This window comes from Mesorhizobium sp. WSM4311 (genome assembly GCF_002295115.1).
Lineage (GTDB): Bacteria > Pseudomonadota > Alphaproteobacteria > Rhizobiales > Rhizobiaceae > Mesorhizobium.
The window spans coordinates 270,056-292,578 of the sequence record NZ_NSFV01000008.1 but is presented as its reverse complement, the minus strand read 5'-3'; the positions used below and the strand labels follow the sequence as shown (position 1 = coordinate 292,578).

The following is a 22,523-nucleotide window of genomic DNA, read 5'->3' as shown; positions in this document are numbered from 1 at the left end:
GAAAAATCTGAAATGGCAAAGACCAGCTCAGTCGAGAAGAACAACAGGCGCCGCAAGCTTGCCGACCAGTACGGTCCCAAGCGCGCCGCCCTGAAGGCGATCATCATGGATCAGTCCAAGCCGATGGAGGAGCGCTTCCGCGCTCAGCTCAAGCTTGCTGCCCTGCCGCGCAACTCGGCCAAGATCCGCATCCGCAACCGCTGCGAAGTCACCGGCCGTCCGCGTGCCTACTATCGCAAGCTCAAAGTATCGCGCATCGCGCTTCGTGATCTCGGCAACAACGGCCAGATCCCGGGCCTGGTCAAGTCGAGCTGGTAAGGAGGACATAACATGTCATTGAGCGATCCTCTCGGCGATATGCTGACCCGCATCCGCAACGCCTACGGCCGCAAGAAGTCGAGCGTCTCGACGCCGGCCTCGCGTCTGCGCACCCGCGTCCTCGACGTGCTGAAGGCTGAAGGCTATATACGCGACTACAGCCAGACCGACTTCGATAACGGCAAGTCCGAGATCGAAATCGAGCTGAAGTATTTCGACGGCGCGCCGGTCGTGCGCGAAATCGCCCGCGTCTCGAAGCCGGGCCGCCGCGTTTACGTCTCGGCCAAGTCGATCCCGCACGTCGCCAACGGCCTCGGCATCGCCATCCTTTCGACGCCGAAGGGCGTGATGGCCGATCACGAAGCCCGCGAACAGAACGTCGGCGGCGAGATCCTCTGCCAGATCTTCTGATCTGGCAGCGACCGCAAATTGGAATCCGGTCTTCGGATCGTTCCGAAGACAGAGACCTGAAACAAGAGAAGTGACGAGGACAACAAAATGTCTCGTATTGGAAAGAAACCCGTTTCGCTGCCGCAGGGCGTGACCGCGACCGTCAACGGCCAGACCGTGACGGCGAAGGGCCCCAAGGGCGAGCTGAAGTTCGTGGTGAACGACGAAGTCCTGGTCAAGATGGAAGGCAGCGAGATCGCTGTCCAGCCGCGCGACCAGACCAAGACCGCCCGCTCCAAGTGGGGCATGTCGCGCACGCAGATCGTCAACATCCTGCATGGCGTCAAGGACGGCTTCGAGAAGAAGCTCGAGATCACCGGCGTCGGCTATCGCGCCGCCATGCAGGGCAAGAACCTGCAGCTGGCTCTTGGCTTCAGCCATGACGTCGTCTATGAGACGCCGGCCGGTGTCACCATCGCTGTGCCGAAGCCGACGGAAATCACCGTGACCGGCATCGACAAGCAGCAGGTTGGCCAGGTCGCCGCCGAGATCCGCGAATATCGCGGTCCGGAGCCCTACAAGGGCAAGGGCGTTCGCTATGCTGGCGAGAAGATCGTCCGCAAGGAAGGCAAGAAGAAGTAGTGGACCTGGTCCTGAAAAGTCGCAGGCTTTTCGGAAAGGACCAAGCCAAGGAAGTGTAACGCCGCGGGGAGCGGCCGCGGGAGGCGCTTTCGCCTACCGCACAGGGCGGCCCCCGTTTTTTGAAGGCAAGGAAGACCATCATGGGTACCAAGGAATCCACGCAGCGCCGTGCGCAGCGCGTTCGCCGGCAGATCAGGAAGGTCGCCGGCGAGCGTCCGCGTCTGTCGGTTCACCGCACCTCGAAGAACATCTACGTCCAGGTGATCGACGACGCCAAGGGCCACACCATCGCCGCCGCTTCGACGCTCGAGAAGGACCTCAAGGGTTCGCTCAAGACCGGCGCCGACACCGCAGCCGCCGCCGCGATCGGCAAGCTGATCGCCGAGCGCGCCACCAAGGCCGGCGTCAAGGAAGTCGTCTTCGACCGTGGCCCGTACATCTATCACGGCCGCGTCAAGGCGCTGGCTGAAGCTGCCCGCGAAGGCGGCCTGAGCTTCTAATCTTTCACCGTCGGCGACCCAAAGCGGCGCCGGCAATCAGCAACCCGTGCTTCCGGAAAAGAACAAGGAACAGGATATGGCACAGGAACGTAGGGAAGGCGGCCGCGGCCGCGAGCGCGAAGAGCGCGACGACGGCATGGTGGACAAGCTGGTCCACATCAATCGCGTCGCCAAGGTCGTCAAGGGTGGCCGTCGCTTCGGCTTCGCCGCACTCGTCGTTGTCGGCGACCAGAAAGGCCGCGTCGGCTTTGGTCACGGCAAGGCACGCGAAGTGCCGGAAGCCATCCGCAAGGCAACCGAATCGGCCAAGCGCGACATGATCTTCGTGCCGCTGCGCTCGGGCCGTACGTTGCATCACGACGTCGAGGGACGCTGGGGCGCCGGACGCGTTCTGCTGCGCGCCGCCAAGCAGGGTACCGGCATCATCGCCGGCGGCCCGATGCGCGCCGTTTTCGAGACGCTCGGCATGCATGACGTGGTCGCCAAGTCGATGGGTTCGTCGAACCCCTACAACATGGTTCGCGCCACGTTCGACGCGCTGAAGAGCCAGATGCATCCCAAGGATGTGGCTGCCGCTCGCGGCATCAAGTATTCGACCCTTCAGGCCCGCCGCGGCACCGCCGTTGCGGCTGAAGAATAGTCGATCTGACCAGGGATTTTGACCATGGCCAAGAAAGCAACCAAGACCATCACCGTTGAGCAGATCGGTTCGCCGATCCGCCGTCCGAAGGAGCAGCGCGCGACGCTGGTCGGCCTCGGCCTCAACAAGATGCACAAGCAGCGCACGCTGGAAGATACGCCTTCCGTGCGCGGCATGATCGCCGCCGTTCAGCATCTCGTCCGCGTCGTGGACGAGGGCTGAGCCAAAGCGCAGGAGAACTCAGATGAAACTCAACGATCTGCGTGACAAGGACGGCGCGACGCATTCCAAGAAGCGTCTCGGCCGCGGCATCGGTTCCGGCTCAGGCAAGACCGCCGGTCGCGGCGTCAAGGGTCAGAAGGCGCGCTCCGGCGTCGCCGTCAACGGCTTCGAGGGTGGCCAGATGCCGCTCTACCGGCGCCTGCCGAAGCGTGGCTTCAACAACATCTTCGCCAAGAGCTTCGTCGTCGTGTCGCTGGCCCGTATCCAGGAAGCCGTCGACGCCAAGAAGCTCGACGCCAAGGCAACCGTGACGGCAGAGGCGCTTGTCGCCGCCGGCGTCATCCGCCGCGTCAAGGATGGCGTGCGCGTATTGTCCGATGGTGAACTGAAGGCCAAGCTTGCCTTCGACGTCGCCGGCGCGTCCAAGGCGGCGATCGAGAAGATCGAAAAGGCCGGCGGCTCGGTCAAGTTGCCGGAAAAGGCAGCTGCCGAGTAACGGCAATTTGAAGCGCGATCGGCAAGAGTGGGATCCCGTTTTTGCTCACGATTGCGCTTTGATCTGCTCAATTAAGCGGCCGCGTCAACGCGGCCGCTTGCATGTTTAGAGCCCGGAGCTTATCTCGTGAGCTTCGGTGAAACGCACCGCCTGACCTCACGGGCCATCAAGCGTTACCAAGCGGAGAATCAGGCATGGCTTCGGCTGCTGAACAACTAGCCTCGAATCTGAATTTCTCGGCCTTCGCCAAGGCAGAGGACCTGAAGAAACGCATCTGGTTCACCATTGGCGCGTTGCTCGTCTACCGCCTCGGCACCTACATTCCGCTTCCCGGAATCAACCCCGACGCCTTCGCCCAGGCCTTCTCCTCGCAGAGCAAGGGCGTGCTTGGCATGTTCAACATGTTCGCCGGCGGCGCCGTGCAGCGCATGGCGATCTTCGCGCTTGGCATCATGCCTTACATCTCCGCCTCCATCATCATGCAGCTGATGACCTCGGTCATCCCGTCGCTGGAAGCGCTGAAGAAGGAAGGCGAACAGGGCCGCAAGGTCATCAACCAGTACACGCGCTACGGCACCGTGCTTTTGGCACTCGTGCAGGCCTATGGCATTTCGGTGGGGCTTGAGAACGGGAACGGCATCGTCAATGATCCCGGCATGTTCTTCCGCATCTCGACCGTCGTCACGCTGGTCGGTGGCACCATGTTCCTGATGTGGCTCGGTGAGCAGATCACCGCCCGCGGCATCGGCAACGGCATTTCGCTGATCATATTCTCCGGGATTGTCGCCGGCCTGCCGCGCGCCATTTCCGGCACGCTGGAGCTTGGCCGCACCGGCGCCCTGTCGACCGGCCTCATCCTGGCGATCATCGTCCTGGCCATCGTCGTCATTGCGCTCATCGTGTTCTTCGAGCGCGCGCAGCGCCGCCTGCTGATCCAGTATCCGAAGCGCCAGGTCGGCAACCGCATGTTCCAGGGCGACACCTCGCATCTGCCGCTGAAGCTCAACACGTCGGGCGTCATCCCGCCGATCTTCGCTTCGTCGCTGCTCCTGCTGCCGGCCACAGTCGCCGGCTTCTCGCAGACCACAAACATGCCCGCCTGGGCGAGCACCATCCTGGCCTCGCTCGGCCATGGCCAGCCGCTCTACATGGCGTTCTACGCGGCGATGATCGTGTTCTTCGCCTTCTTCTACACAGCGATTGTCTTCAACCCGAAGGACACCGCCGATCAGCTCAAGAAGCATTCGGGCTTCATCCCGGGCTATCGTCCGGGCGAGCGCACCGCCGATTACATCGATTACGTTCTCACCCGCATCACCGTCGTCGGCGCCATCTATCTGGTGCTGGTGTGCCTGCTGCCGGAGTTCCTGATCTCGGCGACTGGCGTACCATTCTACCTTGGTGGCACATCGCTTCTGATCGTGGTCAGTGTCACGCTCGATACGGTTGCGCAGATTCAGGGCCACCTGATCGCGCACCAGTATGAAGGCCTGATCAAGAAGTCGAAGCTGCGCGGGGGGAAGAAAGCCAGATGAGGTTGATTTTGCTTGGGCCGCCAGGGGCGGGCAAGGGGACACAAGCACAAAGACTGGTAGACAAACACGGCATACCCCAGCTCTCGACGGGAGACATGCTGCGTGCCGCCGTCCAGGCCGGTTCGGAAGTCGGCAAGCGTGCCAAGGCGGTGATGGATGCCGGTGAACTGGTGTCCGACGCCATCGTCAACGCCATCGTCGCCGAGCGGATCGACCAGGCCGACTGCGCCAAGGGATTCATCCTCGACGGCTACCCGCGCACACTGGTGCAGGCCGATGCGGTTGAATCGATGCTTTCGCAGCGTGGCATCGGTCTCGACACGGTCATCGAACTGGTCGTCGACGACAGGGCCCTGGTCGGCCGCATCGTCAAGCGCGCCGAGGACGCCAAGGCCGCCGGGCAACCGGTGCGCAAGGATGACAATCCCGCGGTGTTCGAGGAACGCCTGCGGGAGTACTACAAGAAGACCGCTCCGCTGACCGGCTATTATTATGCCAAAGGCAAGCTCAAGACGGTCGACGGCATGGCCAGCATCGACGCGGTGACCGCCGAGATCGAGGCCCTGCTCATGGCGGCCGCCGAGGCGCTGTAAGGGAATCTAAAGATTAGGCTTGACGGGGGCGGCCCGCTGCGGTATGGCGGCCCGTCTTCCTATCAGGTGCGAACTTTGCTTGTCCGCAAGGGCAAGGCAGTCGCTTTGAACTGGAAACTCCCGCAAGGGCCGGCCTCCACCGGACGCGGGGCAACTTTGACAGCGCCAGGCCTGCCTTGTTTGAAAGGTTGGTCGGCCCACATGGAGAAGGAAAGAACATGGCTCGTATAGCCGGCGTCAACATTCCGACCAACAAGCGCGTCGTCATCGCGCTTCAGTACATTCACGGAATTGGCAAGAAGTTCGCCCAGGAGATCGTCGACAAGGTCGGCATCCCGGCCGAGCGTCGCGTCAACCAGCTGACCGACGCGGAAGTCTTGCAGATCCGCGAGACCATCGACCGTGACTATCAGGTCGAAGGCGACCTGCGCCGCGAAGTGTCGATGAACATCAAGCGTCTCATGGACCTCGGCTGCTACCGCGGCCTGCGTCACCGTCGCTCGCTGCCGGTCCGCGGCCAGCGTACGCACACCAATGCACGCACCCGCAAGGGTCCGGCCAAGTCGATCGCCGGCAAGAAGAAGTAATTTGAAGCGAGTAGTCGGTGGTGAGTAGTGAGAAGCAGCGTCAACGCCTGCGCCTCGTCACTACTCACCAATTCACTACTCGCTTTCCAGGTGGAGCCGCTGGCATTACGGCGGTGTAGAGATCAACTGAAAGGAATACCATGGCCAAGGAAGCCGCTCGTGTTCGCCGTCGCGAACGCAAGAATATCTCGTCGGGCGTTGCCCACGTCAATTCGACCTTCAACAACACGATGATCACCATCACCGACGCGCAGGGCAATTCGATTGCCTGGTCGTCGGCTGGTGCCCAGGGCTTCAAGGGTTCGCGCAAGTCGACCCCGTTTGCCGCCCAGATGGCTGCCGAGGACGTCGCCAAGAAGGCCCAGGAACATGGCATGCGCATGCTCGAAGTCGAGGTCTGCGGACCAGGCTCCGGTCGTGAATCGGCGCTGCGCGCCCTGCAGGCGGCGGGCTTCACCATCACCTCGATCCGTGATGTGACGCCGATCCCGCACAATGGCTGCCGCCCGCGCAAGAAGCGCCGCGTCTAAGAAATTACCGAACGCCGCGCGAACGCTCACAGGGGCGTTCCTCCGCGGTATTCCAGGTCGCCCGCCACGATTGGATGGTGGCGGGTCAACGGAAGGAAAGCATCATGATCCAGAAAAATTGGCAGGAACTGATCAAGCCGAACAAGATCGAGTTCTCGTCGAAGAAGAAGACGCTGACCACGCTGGTCGCCGAGCCGCTCGAGCGTGGCTTTGGTCTCACCCTCGGCAACGCGCTGCGCCGCGTGCTTCTGTCTTCGCTGCGCGGTGCGGCCGTGACCGCCGTGCAGATCGACGGCGTTCTGCATGAATTCTCGTCCATCGCCGGCGTGCGCGAGGACGTGACCGACATCGTCTTGAATATCAAGGAAATCGCCATCCGCATGGAAGGCGATGGCCCCAAGCGCATGGTCGTGCGCAAGCAGGGACCGGGTGCGGTTCTCGCCGGCGACATCCAGACGGTTGGCGATGTCGAGATCCTCAACCCCGATCACGTCATCTGCACGCTGGACGAAGGCGCTGAAATCCGCATGGAATTCACCGTCGACACCGGCAAGGGCTACGTGCCGGCGGAGCGCAACCGCGCCGAGGACGCGCCGATCGGCCTGATCCCGGTCGACAGCCTCTATTCGCCGGTCAAGAAGGTCTCCTACAAGGTCGAGAACACCCGCGAGGGCCAGGTTCTCGACTATGACAAGCTGACCATGACCATCGAGACCGACGGTTCGATCTCGGGCGAGGACGCGGTGGCTTTCGCCGCTCGCATCCTGCAGGACCAGCTTGGCCTGTTCGTCAACTTCGACGAGCCGCAGAAGGAAGTCGCCGCCGAAGCCGTCACCGAGCTCGCCTTCAACCCGGCGCTGCTCAAGAAGGTCGACGAACTCGAGCTTTCGGTGCGCTCGGCCAACTGCCTGAAGAACGACAACATCGTCTACATCGGCGATCTCATCCAGAAGACCGAAGCCGAGATGCTGCGCACCCCGAACTTCGGCCGCAAGTCGCTGAACGAGATCAAGGAAGTGCTCGCGGCGATGGGCCTGCACCTCGGCATGGAAGTGCCGGACTGGCCGCCGGAAAACATCGAAGACCTCGCCAAGCGTTACGAAGATCAATATTGAGCATGAATTCCAAGGATCGGCGGCGTGGGCCGCTCGATCCGACGGTCATGCGGAAAACCATCAGAGGCCGTGGCCTCTTGAACAACTGAAGAAGGAATTGAGCCATGCGCCACGGTTTCAAAGGCCGTCGCTTCGCCCGAAGCATTAGCCATCGCAAGTCGATGTTCGCCAACCTCGCCGTGTCGCTGCTCGAGCACGAGCAGATCGTCACCACCCTGCCGAAGGCGAAGGACCTGCGTCCGATCGTCGAGAAGCTGGTGACGCTCGGCAAGCGCGGCGACCTGCACGCCCGCCGCCAGGTGATCGCGCAGATCGGCAATGAAGGCGTCGTCAAGCGCCTGTTCGACACCATTGCCCCGCGCTACGCCAACCGCAACGGTGGCTATCTGCGCATCATGAAGGCAGGCTTCCGTCACGGCGACAACGCCGCGATGGCCGTCATCGAGTTCGTCGATCGCGACACGGATGCCAAGGGCGCCGCCGACCGCGCTCGCCTCGAAGCCGAAGGCACCGACACGGAAGCCGCGGCCGCATAACGCCACGTCTTTCCGGAATGAATTGAAGGGGCCTGCGGGCCCCTTTTTCATGTTCTGCGCGCGCCGAGGCGTGACCTAAACGATCTGCCGGCGCGAAAATAATCGGATTTCAGCGGCTTAGCCTTTCATTTTGCACAATCGTCGGGACAATGCGCCCGAACTTGCCTTGGAGGATTCGCGAATGCGCGCCAAAAGACTGTCCCTTGTTCTGCTCTGCGCCTTCATGGTGTTCGCAGCCGCACCGGCAGTCCGGCAGGCGCTGGCAGAAGACGCCGCAAAGCCCGCCGATCCCGGTCTATCCGATGTGTTGACCGATCTGTTGCATGGCGTCGAAGGCGAGAACGCCACCTCGGGGCCTGACAAGCGCGTGCCGTTCGGCCGCGAGGAGGTGCAGCTTTCGTTCGCGCCCCTGGTCAAGCAGACGGCGCCGGCCGTGGTCAATGTCTATGCCTCGCAGACGGCCAAGGTCACATCGCCTTTTGAAGGCGATCCGTTCTTCGAGGAGTTTTTCGGCCGTGCCCAGCCGCGCGCGCAGTCCTCGCTCGGCTCGGGCGTGCTTGTCGATCCGAGCGGTGTCATCGTCACCAATTTCCATGTCATCAAGGATGCCGACGAGGTCAAGGTGGCGACCGCCGACGGGCGCGAATTCACCAGCAAGGTGATGCTCAAGGACGAGACGCTCGATCTTGCAGTGCTCAAGATCGAATCCGACAAGCCGTTCCCCGTCATCGCCATTGGTGATTCCGACGCGCTTGAGGTCGGCGACCTAGTGCTGGCCATCGGCAACCCCTTCGGCGTCGGCCAGACCACCACCAGCGGCATCGTCTCGGCGCTTGCCCGCAGCCATATCGGCGTCTCGGATTCGGGCTATTTCATCCAGACCGACGCGGCGATCAATCCCGGCAATTCCGGCGGCGCGCTGATCAACATGGGCGGCCAGCTGGTCGGCATCAACACCGCCATCTACAGCCGCAGCGGCGGCTCGATCGGCATCGGCTTTGCCATTCCCGCCAACATGGTTCGGGCTTTCGCCGATGCCGCCAAGGCCGGCCTCGATTTCTTCGAACGCCCCTATATCGGCGCCGAGTTCGAGGCGGTAACGCCGCAGATCGCCGAATCGCTCGGCATGGAAAAGCCAACCGGTGCGTTGGTGTCTTCGGTCGATGCCGCCGGTCCTGCCGGAAAGGCCGGGCTGAAAGCGGGCGATGTCGTGCTGCAGATCAACGGCAAGCCGGTCGAGACCATCGAGGCGCTGGACTATCGCATGGCGACGCTGTCGATCGGTACCAAGGCGAATTTCGCGATCCTGACCAAGGGCCAGCAAGCAGCCATGGACATCGCTCTGGAGCGCGCGCCGGAAGGTGCGAAAGCCTCGGAAGTGACGTTGCATGGCCGCAGCCCGTTCTCGGGCGCCAAGGTTGCGGAACTGTCGCCGCGCCTTGCCCAGAAGCTTGGCCTGCGCACCGATCTCAAGGGCGTGACGGTGATCGATATCAACCGCGATTCGCCGGCCGCCGATTTCGGCTTCATGCCGGGCGACATCGTGCGCGAGGTCAACGGCACCACCATCGATACCGCCGCGACGCTGGCGCAGGTAGCCCAGCAGGATACGCGCTGGTGGCGCTTTACCGTCGAACGCGGCGGGCAGATACTGCGCCAGGTGTTGCGTTACTGAGTTCGATCTGAAGGGATCGCGCTCCAAACCAAAAGAAGTACATGGCCGATCTGTTCAGTGTCGATGAACCGGAAAAGGCGCCGCCCGGGCGGCCGCTGGCCGACAGGCTGCGGCCGAGAAATCTTGGTGAGGTCGTCGGCCAGGAGCATCTGACCGGCCCCGACGGCGCACTGACCCGGCTGATCGGCTCGGGCTCACTCGGCTCGATGATCTTCTGGGGGCCGCCGGGGACCGGCAAGACCACGGTGGCAAGGCTGCTCGCCGGCGAGACCAGCCTTGCGTTCGAGCAGATTTCGGCGGTGTTTTCCGGCGTCGCCGACCTGAAGAAAGTGTTCGAGACGGCCAAGCTGCGCCGCGCCAACGGCCGCCAGACCCTGCTTTTCGTCGACGAGATCCATCGCTTCAACCGCGCCCAGCAGGATTCCTTTCTTCCTGTCATGGAGGATGGGACGGTCGTCCTGGTCGGCGCCACGACCGAAAACCCGTCCTTCGAGCTCAACGCGGCGCTGTTGTCGCGCGCGCGCGTCATGGTTTTCCATTCGCTCGGCGAGGAGAGCATAGCCAAGCTGATGGTGCGGGCGGAGGAGACGGAGGGCAGGGCGCTGCCGCTCGACGACGAGGCCCGCGCCATGCTGATCCGCATGAGCGACGGCGACGGCCGCGCATCGCTGACCCTCGCCGAGGAAGTCTGGCGCGCCGCCAAGCCCGGCGAGATATTCGATCCCGAGGGACTGCGGCGCATCGTCCAGCGCCGTGCGCCGATCTACGACAAGGGCCAGGACGGCCACTACAATCTGATCTCGGCGCTGCACAAATCGGTGCGCGGTTCCGATCCCGACGCGGCACTCTACTATCTCGCTCGCATGTTCGACGCCGGCGAGGACCCGCTCTATCTCGGCCGCCGGCTGGTGCGCATGGCGATGGAAGACATCGGCCTAGCCGATCCGCAGGCGCTGGTCGTCGCCAATGCCGCCAAGGACGCCTACGACTATCTGGGCTCTCCGGAAGGCGAGCTCGCCTTTGCCGAGGCCACCGTCTATCTCGCCACCGCGCCCAAATCCAATGCCGTCTACACCGCCTTCAAGGCGGCCACGCAGGCAGCCAAGCAGCATGGCTCGCTGCTGCCGCCGAAGCATATCCTCAACGCGCCGACCAAGCTGATGAAGGAAGAGGATTACGGCGCGGGCTATCGCTACGATCATGATGAGCCTGACGCCTTTTCGGGCCAGGACTATTTTCCGGAGAAGATTGGCCGCCAGACCTTCTACGATCCGCCTGAGCGTGGTTTCGAGCGCGACATCAGGAAGCGGCTCGACTATTGGGCGAAGCTGCGCAAGGAACGGGAATAATAGGATTGCGCGGCCCGGCGGTCGTCACGCTTCGAAGCGAGGCCTCGCCATGGGGCATCTCAACCTCGGTTGCTCTCCACGCCCTGCTGGCTGCGATGCTGGCGCTCATGCCGCTGCCAAAGCGGCCGAAGCGGCTGGACGAGGAACGGGTGTCGGTCGACATTCTGACACCCCAGCAGTTCGAGGCCTCGACAAGGCCGCCGCCGGCGCCAGCACCGCCTTCAGCACCCGAGGCACAAGCGCCCGCACCAACGCCAACGCCGAGCGCTCCTCGATCTACACCATCCACCGCGCCGACCATGATTCGGCCGACCGAAATGCTGTCGGCCAAGACGCTCGCCGATCCGCGCAGCCGGCAGGCGCGCGCAGATCTCGCGACCTTCGCTTCCGATGAACGCATGGTGCAATTGTGCAATCTCGAGGCCATGGACCAGATCCGGCGATGGCGCGCGGACTTTGAGCCGGAACGCGTCGTGCCTTATGCAACGGCCGAGGAGAAGATCAGCGGCACCGCGATCACCGCGGACGGCGCGGCTTTCCGCAGTCGCAAAAACTGGTATGGTCTGAAGTTCAAATGCCAGCTCGCGCGGGACGGCGAAAGCGTCATCGGCTTTGAGTTCCTGGTCGGCGATCCCGTGGCCAGGGAGAAATGGGACGAGCTCAGCTTGCCAGCGGTGCATTGACCGACGGCTGGTAAATTCCACCAGGCAACTGCCGGGCCACGATGTCGTGGCGTTGTGCGGCGACCCAAAAAACCTTATCAAGGCGCACGACCGGGCGGTGGTCGTTGCCGAGATTTGGCACACTCATTCGCAACAGGATCGCGCTCCGCGCGTGGAAAAATGACAAAAGCCCTTCGCAAATCCCTTCGCAAATTCGCCATCGCCATCCCGCTTCTCGCCCTTGGCTTCTACTTTATCCCCATTCTGACGACGATCTTCATCGTCTGCGGCCTGATCGACGTGCTGCGCAACGACAGGAAGGATCTGGCGCTGTTCTCAGGCTACTTCCTCGGCAACGGCCTGTTCACCTGGCTCTTGTCGCCGTTCAACCTGCTGGTCGATCTGCTCTGCTACCGGAATCCCGGCGTGTGGAAGCTGGAGCAGTTTCCGGAGGATTATCAGCGCGAGGTCAATGAGGTCCTGGACATCTTCAAGGCGCGCAAGGATGAGATCATCGCCGACATCGACGCCAATTTCGGCGCCGGCCGGCGTGGCATGTATGTCTACCAGTGGTACGGCAAGCACCGGATCGACAACGTCGCCGAGTTCAACAAGGATTTCAAATACATCAAGACCATCGCCGTTTCGGTCTTCAGCAAGCGCGAATCGACTTCCTGGCATTTCGGCCCGCTGCGGCTCAGCCTGCGTATCCTCTACAACCTGATCCCCGTGAAAGCGGAAATCTTCGTCGAATGCGGCAACGTCAAGAACTACTGGTACGACAATCCGCAGTTCATTTTCGACGACACGCTGTTGCACCGTTCGGTCAACGAATATGACGGCCGCCGCTACTGCGTGTTCATGGACATCATCAGGCCGTCCCCGTTCCCGAGACTCATTGCCGGCATGCTCGCGGTTGTCTCGGTCAGCGTCGAGCGCATCAATTCGATGTTCTACAAGAACTGGAAGATGATCGGCTCGACCAAGCCGAAGAACGCCGAAACCACCTGACCTGAAAACGTCGACGCTGCCGGCTCTGCTGGCAGCGTCAGGGCGCGATGCATTTTATCTCTGCCGCGCGCACGGCTTCTGTATATCACATATGTATAATATATCGAACGGCCGTTTGGAAGAAGCGGTCCCTTCGGCGGTATTACTGTGCGTCGTCGACGCTTGTGATGTCCATGCGTTTAAGTATACATATTTATCAAGTTATCAATAATTCGTGATACGAATTTGGTAATCCCGATTGGTGGAACGGCACTTCGAGTGCATTAGAAATAGCTTAAATTAGACTGCTACAAACCCGTCTCTTCCTTTGTTGGCGGCTTCAGGTGATCGGGAAAAAAATCTTCGGATTCTGGGGTGCTTACATCTGCACCGTGTTACTTGGCGCCGCTCTGAGCGCCGCGTACATAAATCTCGAAGAGCCCGTCTACTACTGGGACTTCGCGGCCTATTTCAACATGTTCAACCAGCAGGGCGCTCTGCTTGTCGAGAGCCCTTTCGAATGGCTGAGCCAATTGGGCACCTCCATCGCCACGGAAGATTACGGCGTGGCGATCCTGGTGCCCCTGATGCCGTTTCACCTTGTTTTTGGCGGTTCAAGGCTTTCCTTCGTTACCGGAATAGTCGCGGTCTACCTGGTTCCGGCGGTTCTTTTGATAGGCAGAATAAGCTATCAGGAGGCGGTCTCCGAGACGCCCTCCCGTAGTTGGATCGCCGTATGGATCGCGGCCTTCCTGTACACGCCATTCTGGGCGCCGACGCTTCGGGGAATGCCTGACATTGCCGGCTGTCTCGCCTTGACCGCGGCAACCTATTTTCTCTGGAAATCCAAATTCCTGACCCGCGAACCGGTGATGAGCGGAATATCCGTCGGCGCCTGCCTGTGGTTGGCGTTCATGCTGCGCCGCTGGTACGCCTATGCGGACATAGGGATCACCGTGTCAGCGGCATTCCTGGGTTTGCTGCAGATTGCAAGGGAGCGGGATTTGCCGGCCCTCCGCAACGCGGCCCTGGGCGGCGCGTGCGCGATTTTCCTTATTGCCGCGACGGCGTTGAACTTCCAGCTGCCGTTGATTGCCAAGATTCTGCAAACCAGCTACGCTGACCTTTACAGCGGATACAAGACGACCTTTGTCACTCAGCTCGGTGACGTCGGATCCCGGCTCAGCTATCTGAACTGGGCGTTGATTGTGGTGGGCCTCCACATCTCGGTTGTGCGCCGCAACAGATTTGCGGTGTTCTGTGCCATGGCCTCGGTGCTTGCCTTCCTGGCTTTCATCCGGACGCAGGACCCGGAACGTCATCATTCCTTGCCGATGTTTCTTTGGCTCTTTCCCGCCTATGCCCAGGCAATTGTTTCGATCGTCTCCGTGCCGGGCCTGAAATCACGATGGCCGACCGTCGCTATGGTCGCTGTTGCCGGATTTGCTTTTTTGGGCACGTTTTTTCCAGCCGGCCGTCAGTTGTTGTCCCCGGTTGGCTTCGTCTTCGCCAGGGAAGCCACGCTTCCCCTTCACCTCGACAATCTCGCCGAATACAGCCGCCTGATCGATGACCTCGTCGACAGGATGGAACCGAAGGACCGCTTTTCGGTATTTGCGTCGGGTCCTGTGATGAGCGACGCCCTGTTGTTCGGCATGAAACGGGATCTTGTTGCCCATGTCGGATGGATTTGCCAGGTGGACAGTCGTGACCGGTTCCGACCGGACGCATTGAAATCCAGATACGTTGTCGTGACCGACCGGCCGGTTACTCATCTGCAACCGGGCGCGCAGATCTGCGTCACGCTCCCGAACCAGTATATTCTTGAAGGCAAGGGTATCGGTGCCGCGTACGGGCGCATTGCGCAGTACCAATTGTCAGGCGGCGTCGCCGGCTATCTCTACGAACAGGTGCGCCCGGTCAGCAAAGCCGAGGTCGACGCCCTCTACGCTGAATTCAGGAAGAAGTATCCGGACTGGGCAGCGCCTGAATGGTGACGGTGAAGGGATTGACGCCACCGCCTCGACACGGGCAGTAGACCATGATGTTCAATCTGCTTCTCGTGGTCGTCGGCGGCGGCATCGGCGCCGGCATTCGCCATCTCACCAGTATGGGCGCGCTGCGTCTTGTCGGCCCCAATTATCCCTGGGGCACGATGGCCATCAACATCGTAGGCTCCTTTGCCATGGGCCTGTTCATCGCCATCCTGGTGCGGCGTGGCGGGTCGAACGAAGTCAGGCTGTTCGTCGCCACCGGCATTCTTGGCGGTTTCACTACCTTTTCCGCGTTTTCGCTCGATTTCGCGACGCTGTGGGAACGGGGAGCCACGCTGCCGGCATTTGGATATGCGCTGGCCAGTGTCATTGGCGCGATCATCGCCCTGTTTTTAGGTCTTTGGCTCGCAAGAAGCCTGCCTTAATGCTATTGCCGCGCCAAGCGCAGGCCGAGCCCTGCTTTGGAAACGGATAAGCGAAGAAAAAATGGCAGGCGTTGAACAGATCACGGTGGAGGCCGGCGAGGCGGGCATGCGGCTCGATCGCTGGTTCAAGACGCATTTCCCGGGCCTAGGTTTCGGCCATTTGCAGAAGCTGCTGCGCTCCGGCCAGATCCGCGTCGATGGCGGCCGCGTCAAGGCCGACAGCCGTGTCGAGCCCGGCCAGGTGGTGCGTATCCCGCCGCTCGAGGTCGACAAGAAGGGCGAGAGCGCGCTGACTGGCCATTCGATCCGCAACCAGGGCGATGCCGACGTCCTGGCGAAAATGCTGATCCACGAGGACCCAAAGGTTTTCGTCTTCAACAAACCGGCGGGCCTGGCGGTGCAGGGCGGCTCGGGCGTCACCCGCAATGTCGACGACATGCTGGAGGCCTGGCGCAACCAGAAGGGCGAGAAGCCGCGGCTGGTCCACCGGCTCGATCGCGACACGTCGGGCGTGCTGGTCGTCGCCCGCACGAGACTGGCCGCCATGAAGCTGTCGGAGGCGTTCCGCGCCCGCGAAACGAAGAAGACCTACTGGGCCTTGGTCAAGGGCGTGCCGCCGAAGCGCGAGGACAAGATCTCGACCTGGCTGATCAAGGAGCCGACCGAGGATGGCGACCGTGTCCGGGTCGCCGCGCATGGTGAAAAAGGCGCCGACCATGCCGTGTCCTACTACCGTATCATCGAGCAGGCGGCGCAGACCATGACCTGGCTGGAGATGGAACCTTATACGGGCCGCACCCACCAGCTTCGCGTCCATGCCGCCTATATCGGCTGCCCGATCATCGGCGACCCGAAATATTTCGAGGCCGACACCAACTGGGACTTCCCCGGCGGTATTCAGAATCGCCTGCATCTGCATGCGCGCCGCATCATCATTCCGCATCCCGACAAAGGCGTCATCGACGTCACCGCGCCGATGCCGCCGCATATGCGCCAGAGCTGGAACCTGATCGGCTTCGACGACGCCAGCGCGGAGGATTGATCTTGAGCGGCGCCACTGACGCGCTCGATCGGCGCGACACGGTCGACATGGCCGCCGCCGCCATCATGGTCGGTCTGACCTTTTCCTGGGGCTTGAACTACGTCGCCGCCAAAATCTCCTATGCCGGCTACGACCCCGTCTTCCTGTCGATCGCACGCTCGATCATCGGCGGCGTCTGCGTCTTCCTCTGGTGCCGCTGGCGCGGCATCGCTCTGTTCAGGCGCGATGGCACATTGCTCGCCGGCATTGCCGTGGGCGTGCTTTTCGGCATCGAGTTCCTCTGCCTCTATGTCGGCCTGGAGCATACGACCGTTGCCCGCAACACGCTGCTGGTCAACTCGATGCCGTTCTGGATGCTGATTGGCGGTCACTTCCTGCTTGGCGAACAGATCACCATGCGCAAGTTCCTCGGCCTGCTGCTGGCTTTTGCCGGCCTCACCGCCGTCTTTTCCGACAAGCTTGGCGGCGGCGACATGCTGTTCGGCGATCTGCTCAGTCTTGGCTCCGGATTTTTCTGGGCTTTGACCAATATCCTCATCAAGCGCTCGAAACTGGTTGAGGCGAGCGCCGAGAAGCTGCTGCTCTACCAACTCGCCGGCGCGGCGATCGTCGGCATATTGGTGCTGCCTCTCGCCGGCCCGCCGGTGCGCGATCCGTCCTTGTTGCCGACTTTGGCGCTGCTTTTCCAGGCGATCTATATCGTCGCCTTCACCTATGTCCTGTGGTTCTGGCTGCTGCGTCGCTATCCGGCCTCCGGCCTGTCCAGCTTTACCTTCCTGTCGCCGGTTTTTGGTGTCCTGTGCGGCGCGATCATCTTGAACGAGCCGCTGACCATTCGCATTTTCCTGGCACTTGGCTTGATTGCGGCGGGCCTGATCATCGTTAACCGGCCGGCGCGCAAGCTGACACCGGTGTGAGAGAGGCTTTTCATGCGTGACATCCTCAACGACCTCGAAGCGGGCAAGTATCTTTCCGATCCGGATCCGGTGCGCCGCGCCCAGATCCAGATGAAGACGCCGCTGCCCAAGCGCTTCTACAAAACCGCTTCGGTTGCGCCGATAGCGGGAGGTTTCGCCGTGCATCTCGACGGCAAGCCGGTGCGCACGCCGGGCAAGACGCTGCTGGCGCTGCCGACCGAGGCGGCGGCAGTGCTGGTTGCAGGCGAATTCGCGGAACAGGGCGAGACGATCAATCCGGTGACGATGCCGGTGATGCGCCTGGTCAACACCGCCATCGACGGCGTTGCCAGCGATCCGCAGGCGGTGCTGGAAGACATACTGCGGTTTGCCTCATCGGATCTGCTCTGTTACCGCGCCGACGCCCCCCAGGGGCTGGTCGAGCGGCAGAACGAGCAGTGGGATCCGGTCATCGATTGGGCGCGCACGACATTGGGGGCTCGCTTCAACCTTGCCGAGGGGATCATCCATGTCGAGCAGCCGCGCGAGACGATCGCCGTTCTGGGCAGTCATCTCAATCAGCGCGCCGAGCCGCTGCGGCTGGCCGCCATCCACCTCATGACCTCGCTGACGGGTTCGGCGCTGCTGGCGCTGGCGGTCGATTTCGGCAAGCTCGATGCCGAGACTGCCTGGGCCGCCAGCCATGTCGACGAGGACTGGCAGATCGAGCATTGGGGGCAGGATGCCGAAGCGGTTGCGCGCCGTGCCTCCCGCAAACGCGATATGATGGCTGCCGTCAGCCTTCTCGAAGCACTCAGGGGCTGACTATGCGGCGATTGCCGCACCGCACCTAATACCAAAGTCATAATCCCATCGTCGCTCTGCCGTCGGCGGGCGCTTTCTGTCATTTTTCCCGTGATGGCCCGGCATTTTCCGAGTCCGCGTTCGGAGGAGAGCGCTGACACTGGCGCCCGGCATCGAGGACAAGGGTCTCACGGGAGGACAACTCTATGGCAATGGCATCGACCGCCGGCAAAACGAGCCGCGGCATGACTCGGGAAGAGAAGAAGGTCATCTTCGCTTCCTCACTCGGCACCGTTTTCGAATGGTACGATTTCTATCTCTACGGTTCATTGGCGGCCTTCATTGGCTCGACCTTTTTCAGCCCGACCATTCCGGAGGCGACGCGCAACATCTTCGCGCTGCTGGCCTTTGCCGCCGGTTTTCTCGTCCGCCCGTTCGGCGCCCTGGTGTTTGGCCGTGTCGGTGACCTCGTCGGCCGCAAGTATACCTTCCTCGTCACCATGACGATCATGGGTCTATCGACCTTCCTGGTCGGCTTGCTGCCCGGTTATGCGACCTTGGGTATCGCGGCTCCGGTGATCCTGATCGGGCTGCGCATGCTGCAGGGCCTAGCCCTCGGCGGCGAATATGGCGGTGCGGCGACCTATGTCGCTGAGCACGCGCCTGATGACCGCCGCGGTTTCTACACGTCGTGGATTCAGACGACGGCGACACTTGGCCTGTTCCTGTCGTTGATCGTCATTCTGACTGTTCAGAGCTCCCTGAGCAAGGAAACCTACGCCGCTTGGGGCTGGCGTATTCCGTTTATCGTTTCCTTCGTGCTGCTCGCCGTCTCGATCTGGATTCGACTGTCTCTCTCGGAGTCTCCGACCTTCCAGAAGATGAAGGACGAAGGTAAGGGCTCGAAGGCACCGCTTTCGGAAGCCTTTGGTCAGTGGAAGAATGCCAAGATCGCATTGCTGGCGCTGCTTGGCCTGACTGCTGGCCAGGCCGTCGTCTGGTATAATGGCCAATTCTATGCGCTGTTCTTCCTGCAGAACGTGCTGAAAGTCGATGCGCAGTCGGTCAACATCATGATCGCGATCGCGCTGGCACTCGGCTCGATCTTCTTCGTCGTGTTCGGCTGGCTTTCCGACAAGATCGGCCGCAAGCCGATCATCATGGCTGGCCTTGCGCTCGCCATCGTCTGCACCTTCCCGCTGTTCAAGGCATTGACCTGGGCCGCCAATCCGGCACTCGCCAAGGCGCAGCTGGACACAAAGGCAACGGTCACGGCAGCACCCGGCGACTGCAGGTTCCAGTTCAACCCGGTTGGCACCGCCAAGTTCACGACGTCATGCGACATAGCGACTTCGTTCCTGACCAAGAACTCGGTTCCCTATGACGTGGTATCGACGGCGGCAGCCGGAACGGCTGCTACCGTCAAGATCGGCAACGAGACGGTGCCGTCCTACGACGCGGTCGCTGCTGGCGATCAGGCCAAGGCCAAGGACGCCGCCTTCGTCAAGGCGGTCAACATGTCGCTGCAGGACGGCGGGTATCCGCTGAAGCGTGCGGCGATCAAGGTAGCGGACCAGAAGCTCGACGCCTTCGTCGCGGCCAATCCCGAACTCAAGCTCGACGCGGCTGCCATTCGCGGCGGCGAAAAAACCGCGGTGCCGACCGATCAGGCGGTCAAGGACAAATTGTTGACGTCGGAGGAGGCCGCCGGCGCGCCAGAGGTCACCGTCTACAACATACCGGGCGGCGGTGCCTTCGCCATGTTCGCCGATCCGGCCGCCGTGAACTGGCCGATGACGATCGGCATCCTGTTCATCCTGGTCCTGTTCGTGACCATGGTCTACGGGCCGATCGCGGCGATCCTGGTCGAGATGTTCCCGACCCGCATTCGTTACACCGGCATGTCGCTGCCCTATCATATCGGCAATGGCTGGTTCGGCGGTCTGTTGCCGGCAACAGTCTTCGCGCTCAGCGCCTACAAGGGCGATATCTACTATGGCCTGTGGTATCCGGTGGTGATCGCGGCGATGACGCTGATCATCGGCATGATCTTCGTCAAGGATACGCTTGGCACCGACCTGTACGGCAAGGAGTAGCCGTCCTCGGCCAACAGAAAGCCCGGCGTGATCGCTCACGCCGGGCTTTCCGTGTCTGAGACTCCGAAGAAGCGGATCAGCTCTTTGGCTGATTTTCTTCCTCGATGGCCGCTTCATGATACCAGCCGTCAAAATCGGCGTACGTGCAGCGCAACGAGGCGATCTCTGCCGCGAATTTCGCCTTTGCGCCTAAATTTGAGGCAGAATTTCGCGCTGCCAGAGGGAACATCAGAATTTTTGCCGACGGACGGGAGGGGACGACTTCCATGGGCGGTCTCCTTTCGTTTTCAGGAGCTTGTCGATTCAGCTTTCGCACAAGATAGGTCCTGCGATTCCTTTAGGCAATATGCCTACGAAAAGATCAGCAATTGCCTAATATTTATGCATAATTCGAGCTTGATTGATTTGGGCCCAGTGTTGAGGCGGCTCATGAAATTCGACGCGATACCCCTGCCATTTTGCCGCACCCGCCGAAGTCGGAGTGGCACATGAATTGCATTTTAGGGATCGGCAGCGCCGGCTGCCGACGGCAGACGTGTGTCGAGGCCGTTTGGTGTTCGGTGAACAAGCAACGAGAGGCTAGAATGACGAAATACAAGCTCGAGTACATTTGGCTCGATGGTTACACCCCGGTCCCCAACCTTCGCGGCAAGACGCAGATCAAGGAATTCGCCGAATTCCCGATGCTCGAACAGCTGCCGCTGTGGGGCTTCGACGGTTCCTCGACCATGCAGGCCGAAGGCCGCAGCTCCGATTGCGTGTTGAAGCCTGTGGCGCTTTACCCGGATCCGGCCCGCACCAATGGCATTCTCGTCATGTGCGAGGTCATGATGCCCGATGGCGTCACCCCGCATGAATCGAACAGCCGCGCGACCATCCTCGACGACGAGGACGCCTGGTTCGGCTTCGAGCAGGAATACTTCTTCTACAAGGACGGCCGCCCGCTCGGCTTCCCCGAGAGCGGTTATCCCGCACCGCAGGGCCCGTACTACACCGGCGTCGGCTACAAGAATGTCGGCGACGTCGCGCGCAAGATCGTCGAGGAGCATCTCGACCAGTGCCTTGCGGCCGGCATCAACCATGAAGGCATCAACGCCGAAGTGGCCAAGGGCCAGTGGGAATTCCAGATTTTCGGCAAGGGCTCCAAGAAGGCCGCCGACCAGATCTGGATGGCGCGCTACCTGCTGCTGCGTCTGACCGAGGCTTACGGCATCGACATCGAGTTCCACTGCAAGCCGCTCGGCGACACGGACTGGAACGGCTCCGGCATGCATTGCAACTTCTCGACCAAGTTCATGCGCGAAGTCGGCGGCAAGGCCTACTTCGAGGCCCTGATGGCGCAGTTCGACAAGAACCTGATGGACCACATTGCCGTCTACGGTCCGGACAACGACAAGCGCCTGACCGGCAAGCACGAGACCGCGCCGTGGAACAAGTTCAGCTATGGCGTCGCCGACCGTGGCGCGTCGATCCGCGTGCCACACTCCTTCGTCAAGAACGACTACAAGGGCTATCTGGAAGACCGTCGTCCGAACTCCCAGGGCGACCCCTACCAGATCGCTTCGCAGGTGCTGAAGACGATCTCGCAGGTCGCGACCGACGCGAAGGTTTCGGCCGCCGCCTGATTGTTCGCGGCGCCGAACGCAAGGTCTTCGCCTCGACCAGAACTCGATAACAAAAAGCCCTGGCGGAAACGCCAGGGCTCAGGTTTCTGACAAACCCCTGGCAATTGCCGGGGGTTTTTGATTCAATGGGTCATGTTGAAGCGACCCGCCCCCGAACCGCGCTTGAGATGGTAACGTTGGATCAGTTGGATCCTGCTGACCACCTGTTACGCAAGATCGACCGCGCAGTCGACTTTTCCCTCATCCACGATCTGACGGCACCCGGTCTACTGCGCCGACAATGGCCGGCCGCCACTTGATCCGACTTTGATGTTCAAGGCGCTGTTTGTGGGCTACCTGTTCGGCGTGCGCTCGGAAAGGCAGTTGCTGCGCGAGATCGAGGTCAATGTCGCCTGGCGGAGCGAATACCCCCAAAAAAAGTCAGGTTGAAAAAGACCGGGCAAATTTGCCGGATGGAGAGGCTTTTGGCTGATACTACTTGCCGCCACCGGTGTGGTGCGCTTTCCACTTCGCCGGAAAAGCCCGGAAAACGGCCTGTTTCATCTCATCCGTAGTCCAACGATCCTTTCTATAAGCCTCTGTTCATACATCGAAATCGGCGATTTATGCCTTCGTCCGGCGACGTTGACAGATCACGCTGCGGCATGCGTATTCGTGGCCATGTGGTTACGCCAAAGCGATGCTGTTCGAACGGGGCGGGGTTTCTTGAACGACGGCATTGGCGGGGGCGCCGGACGAGCGGGCATTGCAGCCTGAGGCAGTGCGCCGCTCGCTCCTGGCGTTCGATTGCGCGCTCGAAACTGCCACCCACAAGCCTTCATTTGTGATTTCCGCCGGTGGTCACGACCCTGGCACGGGACA

General features: G+C 61.6%; 25 protein-coding genes and 1 pseudogene. 25 read left to right on the top strand and 1 reads right to left on the bottom strand.

The features are described from left to right. Window positions 1-12 precede the first annotated feature (12 nt). From rpsN to CK226_RS22595, 23 genes are all read left to right on the top strand, one after another. On the top strand, window positions 13-318 hold the full coding sequence (gene rpsN / locus CK226_RS22705) for a 30S ribosomal protein S14 (RefSeq protein WP_010909282.1): 306 nt from the start codon (window positions 13-15) through the stop codon (window positions 316-318). Window positions 319-330: 12 nt separating this feature from the next. After that, a complete protein-coding gene (rpsH, locus tag CK226_RS22700; protein ID WP_006205453.1) occupies window positions 331-729 on the top strand; it encodes a 30S ribosomal protein S8 in 399 nt (132 codons plus the stop codon). An 87-nt stretch (window positions 730-816) separates the two neighbouring features. Continuing rightward, window positions 817-1,350 (top strand): 50S ribosomal protein L6, encoded by a 534-nt coding sequence (gene rplF / locus CK226_RS22695; RefSeq protein WP_010909283.1) that lies wholly within the window; start codon window positions 817-819, stop codon window positions 1,348-1,350. Window positions 1,351-1,490: 140 nt separating this feature from the next. Continuing rightward, a complete protein-coding gene (gene rplR / locus CK226_RS22690; RefSeq protein WP_010909284.1) occupies window positions 1,491-1,850 on the top strand; it encodes a 50S ribosomal protein L18 in 360 nt (119 codons plus the stop codon). Between the two features lie 76 nt (window positions 1,851-1,926). Next, entirely contained in the window at window positions 1,927-2,490 is a 564-nt protein-coding gene (gene rpsE / locus CK226_RS22685; protein WP_032933400.1) for a 30S ribosomal protein S5, read from the top strand. A 24-nt stretch (window positions 2,491-2,514) separates the two neighbouring features. Next, on the top strand, window positions 2,515-2,712 hold the full coding sequence (gene rpmD / locus CK226_RS22680) for a 50S ribosomal protein L30 (RefSeq protein ID WP_006205449.1): 198 nt from the start codon (window positions 2,515-2,517) through the stop codon (window positions 2,710-2,712). A gap of 22 nt (window positions 2,713-2,734) precedes the next feature. After that, window positions 2,735-3,208 carry a 50S ribosomal protein L15 gene (gene rplO / locus CK226_RS22675; RefSeq protein WP_095775807.1) on the top strand — a complete coding sequence of 158 codons (474 nt, stop codon included), beginning with the start codon at window positions 2,735-2,737 and terminating at the stop codon, window positions 3,206-3,208. A 194-nt stretch (window positions 3,209-3,402) separates the two neighbouring features. Continuing rightward, entirely contained in the window at window positions 3,403-4,743 is a 1,341-nt protein-coding gene (secY, locus tag CK226_RS22670; RefSeq protein WP_095775806.1) for a preprotein translocase subunit SecY, read from the top strand. Continuing rightward, window positions 4,740-5,336, top strand: coding sequence for an adenylate kinase (locus tag CK226_RS22665; RefSeq protein ID WP_095775805.1), 597 nt, complete (start codon window positions 4,740-4,742; stop codon window positions 5,334-5,336). The genes secY and CK226_RS22665 overlap by 4 nt, the downstream gene beginning before the upstream one ends. Window positions 5,337-5,554: 218 nt before the next feature. Beyond that, window positions 5,555-5,923: a 30S ribosomal protein S13 gene (gene rpsM / locus CK226_RS22660; RefSeq protein WP_006205445.1), complete on the top strand. Its 369-nt coding sequence runs from the start codon at window positions 5,555-5,557 to the stop codon at window positions 5,921-5,923. A gap of 140 nt (window positions 5,924-6,063) precedes the next feature. After that, entirely contained in the window at window positions 6,064-6,453 is a 390-nt protein-coding gene (rpsK, locus tag CK226_RS22655) for a 30S ribosomal protein S11 (RefSeq protein ID WP_006205444.1), read from the top strand. Window positions 6,454-6,557: 104 nt separating this feature from the next. Then, the gene (locus CK226_RS22650; protein WP_006205443.1) at window positions 6,558-7,568 is read left to right on the top strand and encodes a DNA-directed RNA polymerase subunit alpha; all 1,011 of its coding nucleotides are present in this window, start codon (window positions 6,558-6,560) and stop codon (window positions 7,566-7,568) included. Between the two features lie 104 nt (window positions 7,569-7,672). After that, window positions 7,673-8,104 carry a 50S ribosomal protein L17 gene (gene rplQ / locus CK226_RS22645; RefSeq protein WP_095775804.1) on the top strand — a complete coding sequence of 144 codons (432 nt, stop codon included), beginning with the start codon at window positions 7,673-7,675 and terminating at the stop codon, window positions 8,102-8,104. A gap of 181 nt (window positions 8,105-8,285) precedes the next feature. After that, complete coding sequence (locus CK226_RS22640) at window positions 8,286-9,779, top strand: DegQ family serine endoprotease (protein ID WP_095793126.1); 1,494 nt, start codon at window positions 8,286-8,288, stop codon at window positions 9,777-9,779. 41 nt (window positions 9,780-9,820) lie between these two features. Beyond that, complete coding sequence (locus CK226_RS22635; RefSeq protein ID WP_095793113.1) at window positions 9,821-11,128, top strand: replication-associated recombination protein A; 1,308 nt, start codon at window positions 9,821-9,823, stop codon at window positions 11,126-11,128. 95 nt (window positions 11,129-11,223) lie between these two features. Next, window positions 11,224-11,811 (top strand): DUF930 domain-containing protein, encoded by a 588-nt coding sequence (locus CK226_RS22630; protein ID WP_245437817.1) that lies wholly within the window; start codon window positions 11,224-11,226, stop codon window positions 11,809-11,811. Between the two features lie 159 nt (window positions 11,812-11,970). Further along, window positions 11,971-12,801, top strand: a complete 831-nt coding sequence (locus tag CK226_RS22625; RefSeq protein ID WP_095775801.1) for an aspartyl/asparaginyl beta-hydroxylase domain-containing protein — start codon at window positions 11,971-11,973, stop codon at window positions 12,799-12,801. 323 nt (window positions 12,802-13,124) lie between these two features. After that, on the top strand, window positions 13,125-14,777 hold the full coding sequence (locus CK226_RS22620) for a hypothetical protein (RefSeq protein ID WP_095775800.1): 1,653 nt from the start codon (window positions 13,125-13,127) through the stop codon (window positions 14,775-14,777). Between the two features lie 47 nt (window positions 14,778-14,824). After that, entirely contained in the window at window positions 14,825-15,199 is a 375-nt protein-coding gene (crcB, locus tag CK226_RS22615) for a fluoride efflux transporter CrcB (RefSeq protein ID WP_095775799.1), read from the top strand. Between the two features lie 61 nt (window positions 15,200-15,260). After that, complete coding sequence (locus tag CK226_RS22610; RefSeq protein ID WP_019857981.1) at window positions 15,261-16,241, top strand: RluA family pseudouridine synthase; 981 nt, start codon at window positions 15,261-15,263, stop codon at window positions 16,239-16,241. Between the two features lie 47 nt (window positions 16,242-16,288). After that, window positions 16,289-17,158, top strand: a complete 870-nt coding sequence (locus CK226_RS22605; protein WP_179295970.1) for a DMT family transporter — start codon at window positions 16,289-16,291, stop codon at window positions 17,156-17,158. 12 nt (window positions 17,159-17,170) lie between these two features. Further along, entirely contained in the window at window positions 17,171-17,962 is a 792-nt protein-coding gene (locus CK226_RS22600; protein ID WP_095793112.1) for an ATP12 family chaperone protein, read from the top strand. Between the two features lie 185 nt (window positions 17,963-18,147). Further along, window positions 18,148-20,037 (top strand): MFS transporter, encoded by a 1,890-nt coding sequence (locus CK226_RS22595; RefSeq protein ID WP_095793111.1) that lies wholly within the window; start codon window positions 18,148-18,150, stop codon window positions 20,035-20,037. Window positions 20,038-20,113: 76 nt separating this feature from the next. Here the strand turns inward: CK226_RS22595 and CK226_RS22590 are convergent, their stop codons facing one another. Continuing rightward, window positions 20,114-20,305 (bottom strand): DUF2735 domain-containing protein, encoded by a 192-nt coding sequence (locus CK226_RS22590; protein WP_095775795.1) that lies wholly within the window; start codon window positions 20,303-20,305, stop codon window positions 20,114-20,116. 316 nt (window positions 20,306-20,621) lie between these two features. Here CK226_RS22590 and CK226_RS22585 point away from each other — a divergent pair, with 316 nt between their 5' ends. Together CK226_RS22585 and CK226_RS22580 are read left to right on the top strand one after the other, a co-directional pair. Continuing rightward, window positions 20,622-21,662 carry a glutamine synthetase beta-grasp domain-containing protein gene (locus tag CK226_RS22585; protein ID WP_095793110.1) on the top strand — a complete coding sequence of 347 codons (1,041 nt, stop codon included), beginning with the start codon at window positions 20,622-20,624 and terminating at the stop codon, window positions 21,660-21,662. A 132-nt stretch (window positions 21,663-21,794) separates the two neighbouring features. Continuing rightward, a pseudogene (locus CK226_RS22580) lies at window positions 21,795-22,061 on the top strand (transposase); the annotation flags it as partial. Between the last annotated feature and the right edge of the window lie 462 nt (window positions 22,062-22,523).

Excerpts from the sequence above, each read along its gene's own strand:
- rpsN (WP_010909282.1), top strand. The coding sequence starts at position 13 with ATGGCAAAGACCAGCTCAGTCGAGAAGAACAACAGGCGCCGCAAGCTT.
- rpsH (WP_006205453.1), top strand. The coding sequence starts at position 331 with ATGTCATTGAGCGATCCTCTCGGCGATATGCTGACCCGCATCCGCAAC.
- rplF (WP_010909283.1), top strand. The coding sequence starts at position 817 with ATGTCTCGTATTGGAAAGAAACCCGTTTCGCTGCCGCAGGGCGTGACC.
- rplR (WP_010909284.1), top strand. The coding sequence starts at position 1,491 with ATGGGTACCAAGGAATCCACGCAGCGCCGTGCGCAGCGCGTTCGCCGG.
- rpsE (WP_032933400.1), top strand. The coding sequence starts at position 1,927 with ATGGCACAGGAACGTAGGGAAGGCGGCCGCGGCCGCGAGCGCGAAGAG.
- rpmD (WP_006205449.1), top strand. The coding sequence starts at position 2,515 with ATGGCCAAGAAAGCAACCAAGACCATCACCGTTGAGCAGATCGGTTCG.
- rplO (WP_095775807.1), top strand. The coding sequence starts at position 2,735 with ATGAAACTCAACGATCTGCGTGACAAGGACGGCGCGACGCATTCCAAG.
- secY (WP_095775806.1), top strand. The coding sequence starts at position 3,403 with ATGGCTTCGGCTGCTGAACAACTAGCCTCGAATCTGAATTTCTCGGCC.
- CK226_RS22665 (WP_095775805.1), top strand. The coding sequence starts at position 4,740 with ATGAGGTTGATTTTGCTTGGGCCGCCAGGGGCGGGCAAGGGGACACAA.
- rpsM (WP_006205445.1), top strand. The coding sequence starts at position 5,555 with ATGGCTCGTATAGCCGGCGTCAACATTCCGACCAACAAGCGCGTCGTC.
- rpsK (WP_006205444.1), top strand. The coding sequence starts at position 6,064 with ATGGCCAAGGAAGCCGCTCGTGTTCGCCGTCGCGAACGCAAGAATATC.
- CK226_RS22650 (WP_006205443.1), top strand. The coding sequence starts at position 6,558 with ATGATCCAGAAAAATTGGCAGGAACTGATCAAGCCGAACAAGATCGAG.
- rplQ (WP_095775804.1), top strand. The coding sequence starts at position 7,673 with ATGCGCCACGGTTTCAAAGGCCGTCGCTTCGCCCGAAGCATTAGCCAT.
- CK226_RS22640 (WP_095793126.1), top strand. The coding sequence starts at position 8,286 with ATGCGCGCCAAAAGACTGTCCCTTGTTCTGCTCTGCGCCTTCATGGTG.
- CK226_RS22635 (WP_095793113.1), top strand. The coding sequence starts at position 9,821 with ATGGCCGATCTGTTCAGTGTCGATGAACCGGAAAAGGCGCCGCCCGGG.
- CK226_RS22630 (WP_245437817.1), top strand. The coding sequence starts at position 11,224 with ATGCTGGCGCTCATGCCGCTGCCAAAGCGGCCGAAGCGGCTGGACGAG.
- CK226_RS22625 (WP_095775801.1), top strand. The coding sequence starts at position 11,971 with ATGACAAAAGCCCTTCGCAAATCCCTTCGCAAATTCGCCATCGCCATC.
- crcB (WP_095775799.1), top strand. The coding sequence starts at position 14,825 with ATGTTCAATCTGCTTCTCGTGGTCGTCGGCGGCGGCATCGGCGCCGGC.
- CK226_RS22610 (WP_019857981.1), top strand. The coding sequence starts at position 15,261 with ATGGCAGGCGTTGAACAGATCACGGTGGAGGCCGGCGAGGCGGGCATG.
- CK226_RS22605 (WP_179295970.1), top strand. The coding sequence starts at position 16,289 with ATGGCCGCCGCCGCCATCATGGTCGGTCTGACCTTTTCCTGGGGCTTG.
- CK226_RS22600 (WP_095793112.1), top strand. The coding sequence starts at position 17,171 with ATGCGTGACATCCTCAACGACCTCGAAGCGGGCAAGTATCTTTCCGAT.
- CK226_RS22595 (WP_095793111.1), top strand. The coding sequence starts at position 18,148 with ATGGCAATGGCATCGACCGCCGGCAAAACGAGCCGCGGCATGACTCGG.
- CK226_RS22590 (WP_095775795.1), bottom strand. The coding sequence starts at position 20,305 with ATGGAAGTCGTCCCCTCCCGTCCGTCGGCAAAAATTCTGATGTTCCCT.
- CK226_RS22585 (WP_095793110.1), top strand. The coding sequence starts at position 20,622 with ATGACGAAATACAAGCTCGAGTACATTTGGCTCGATGGTTACACCCCG.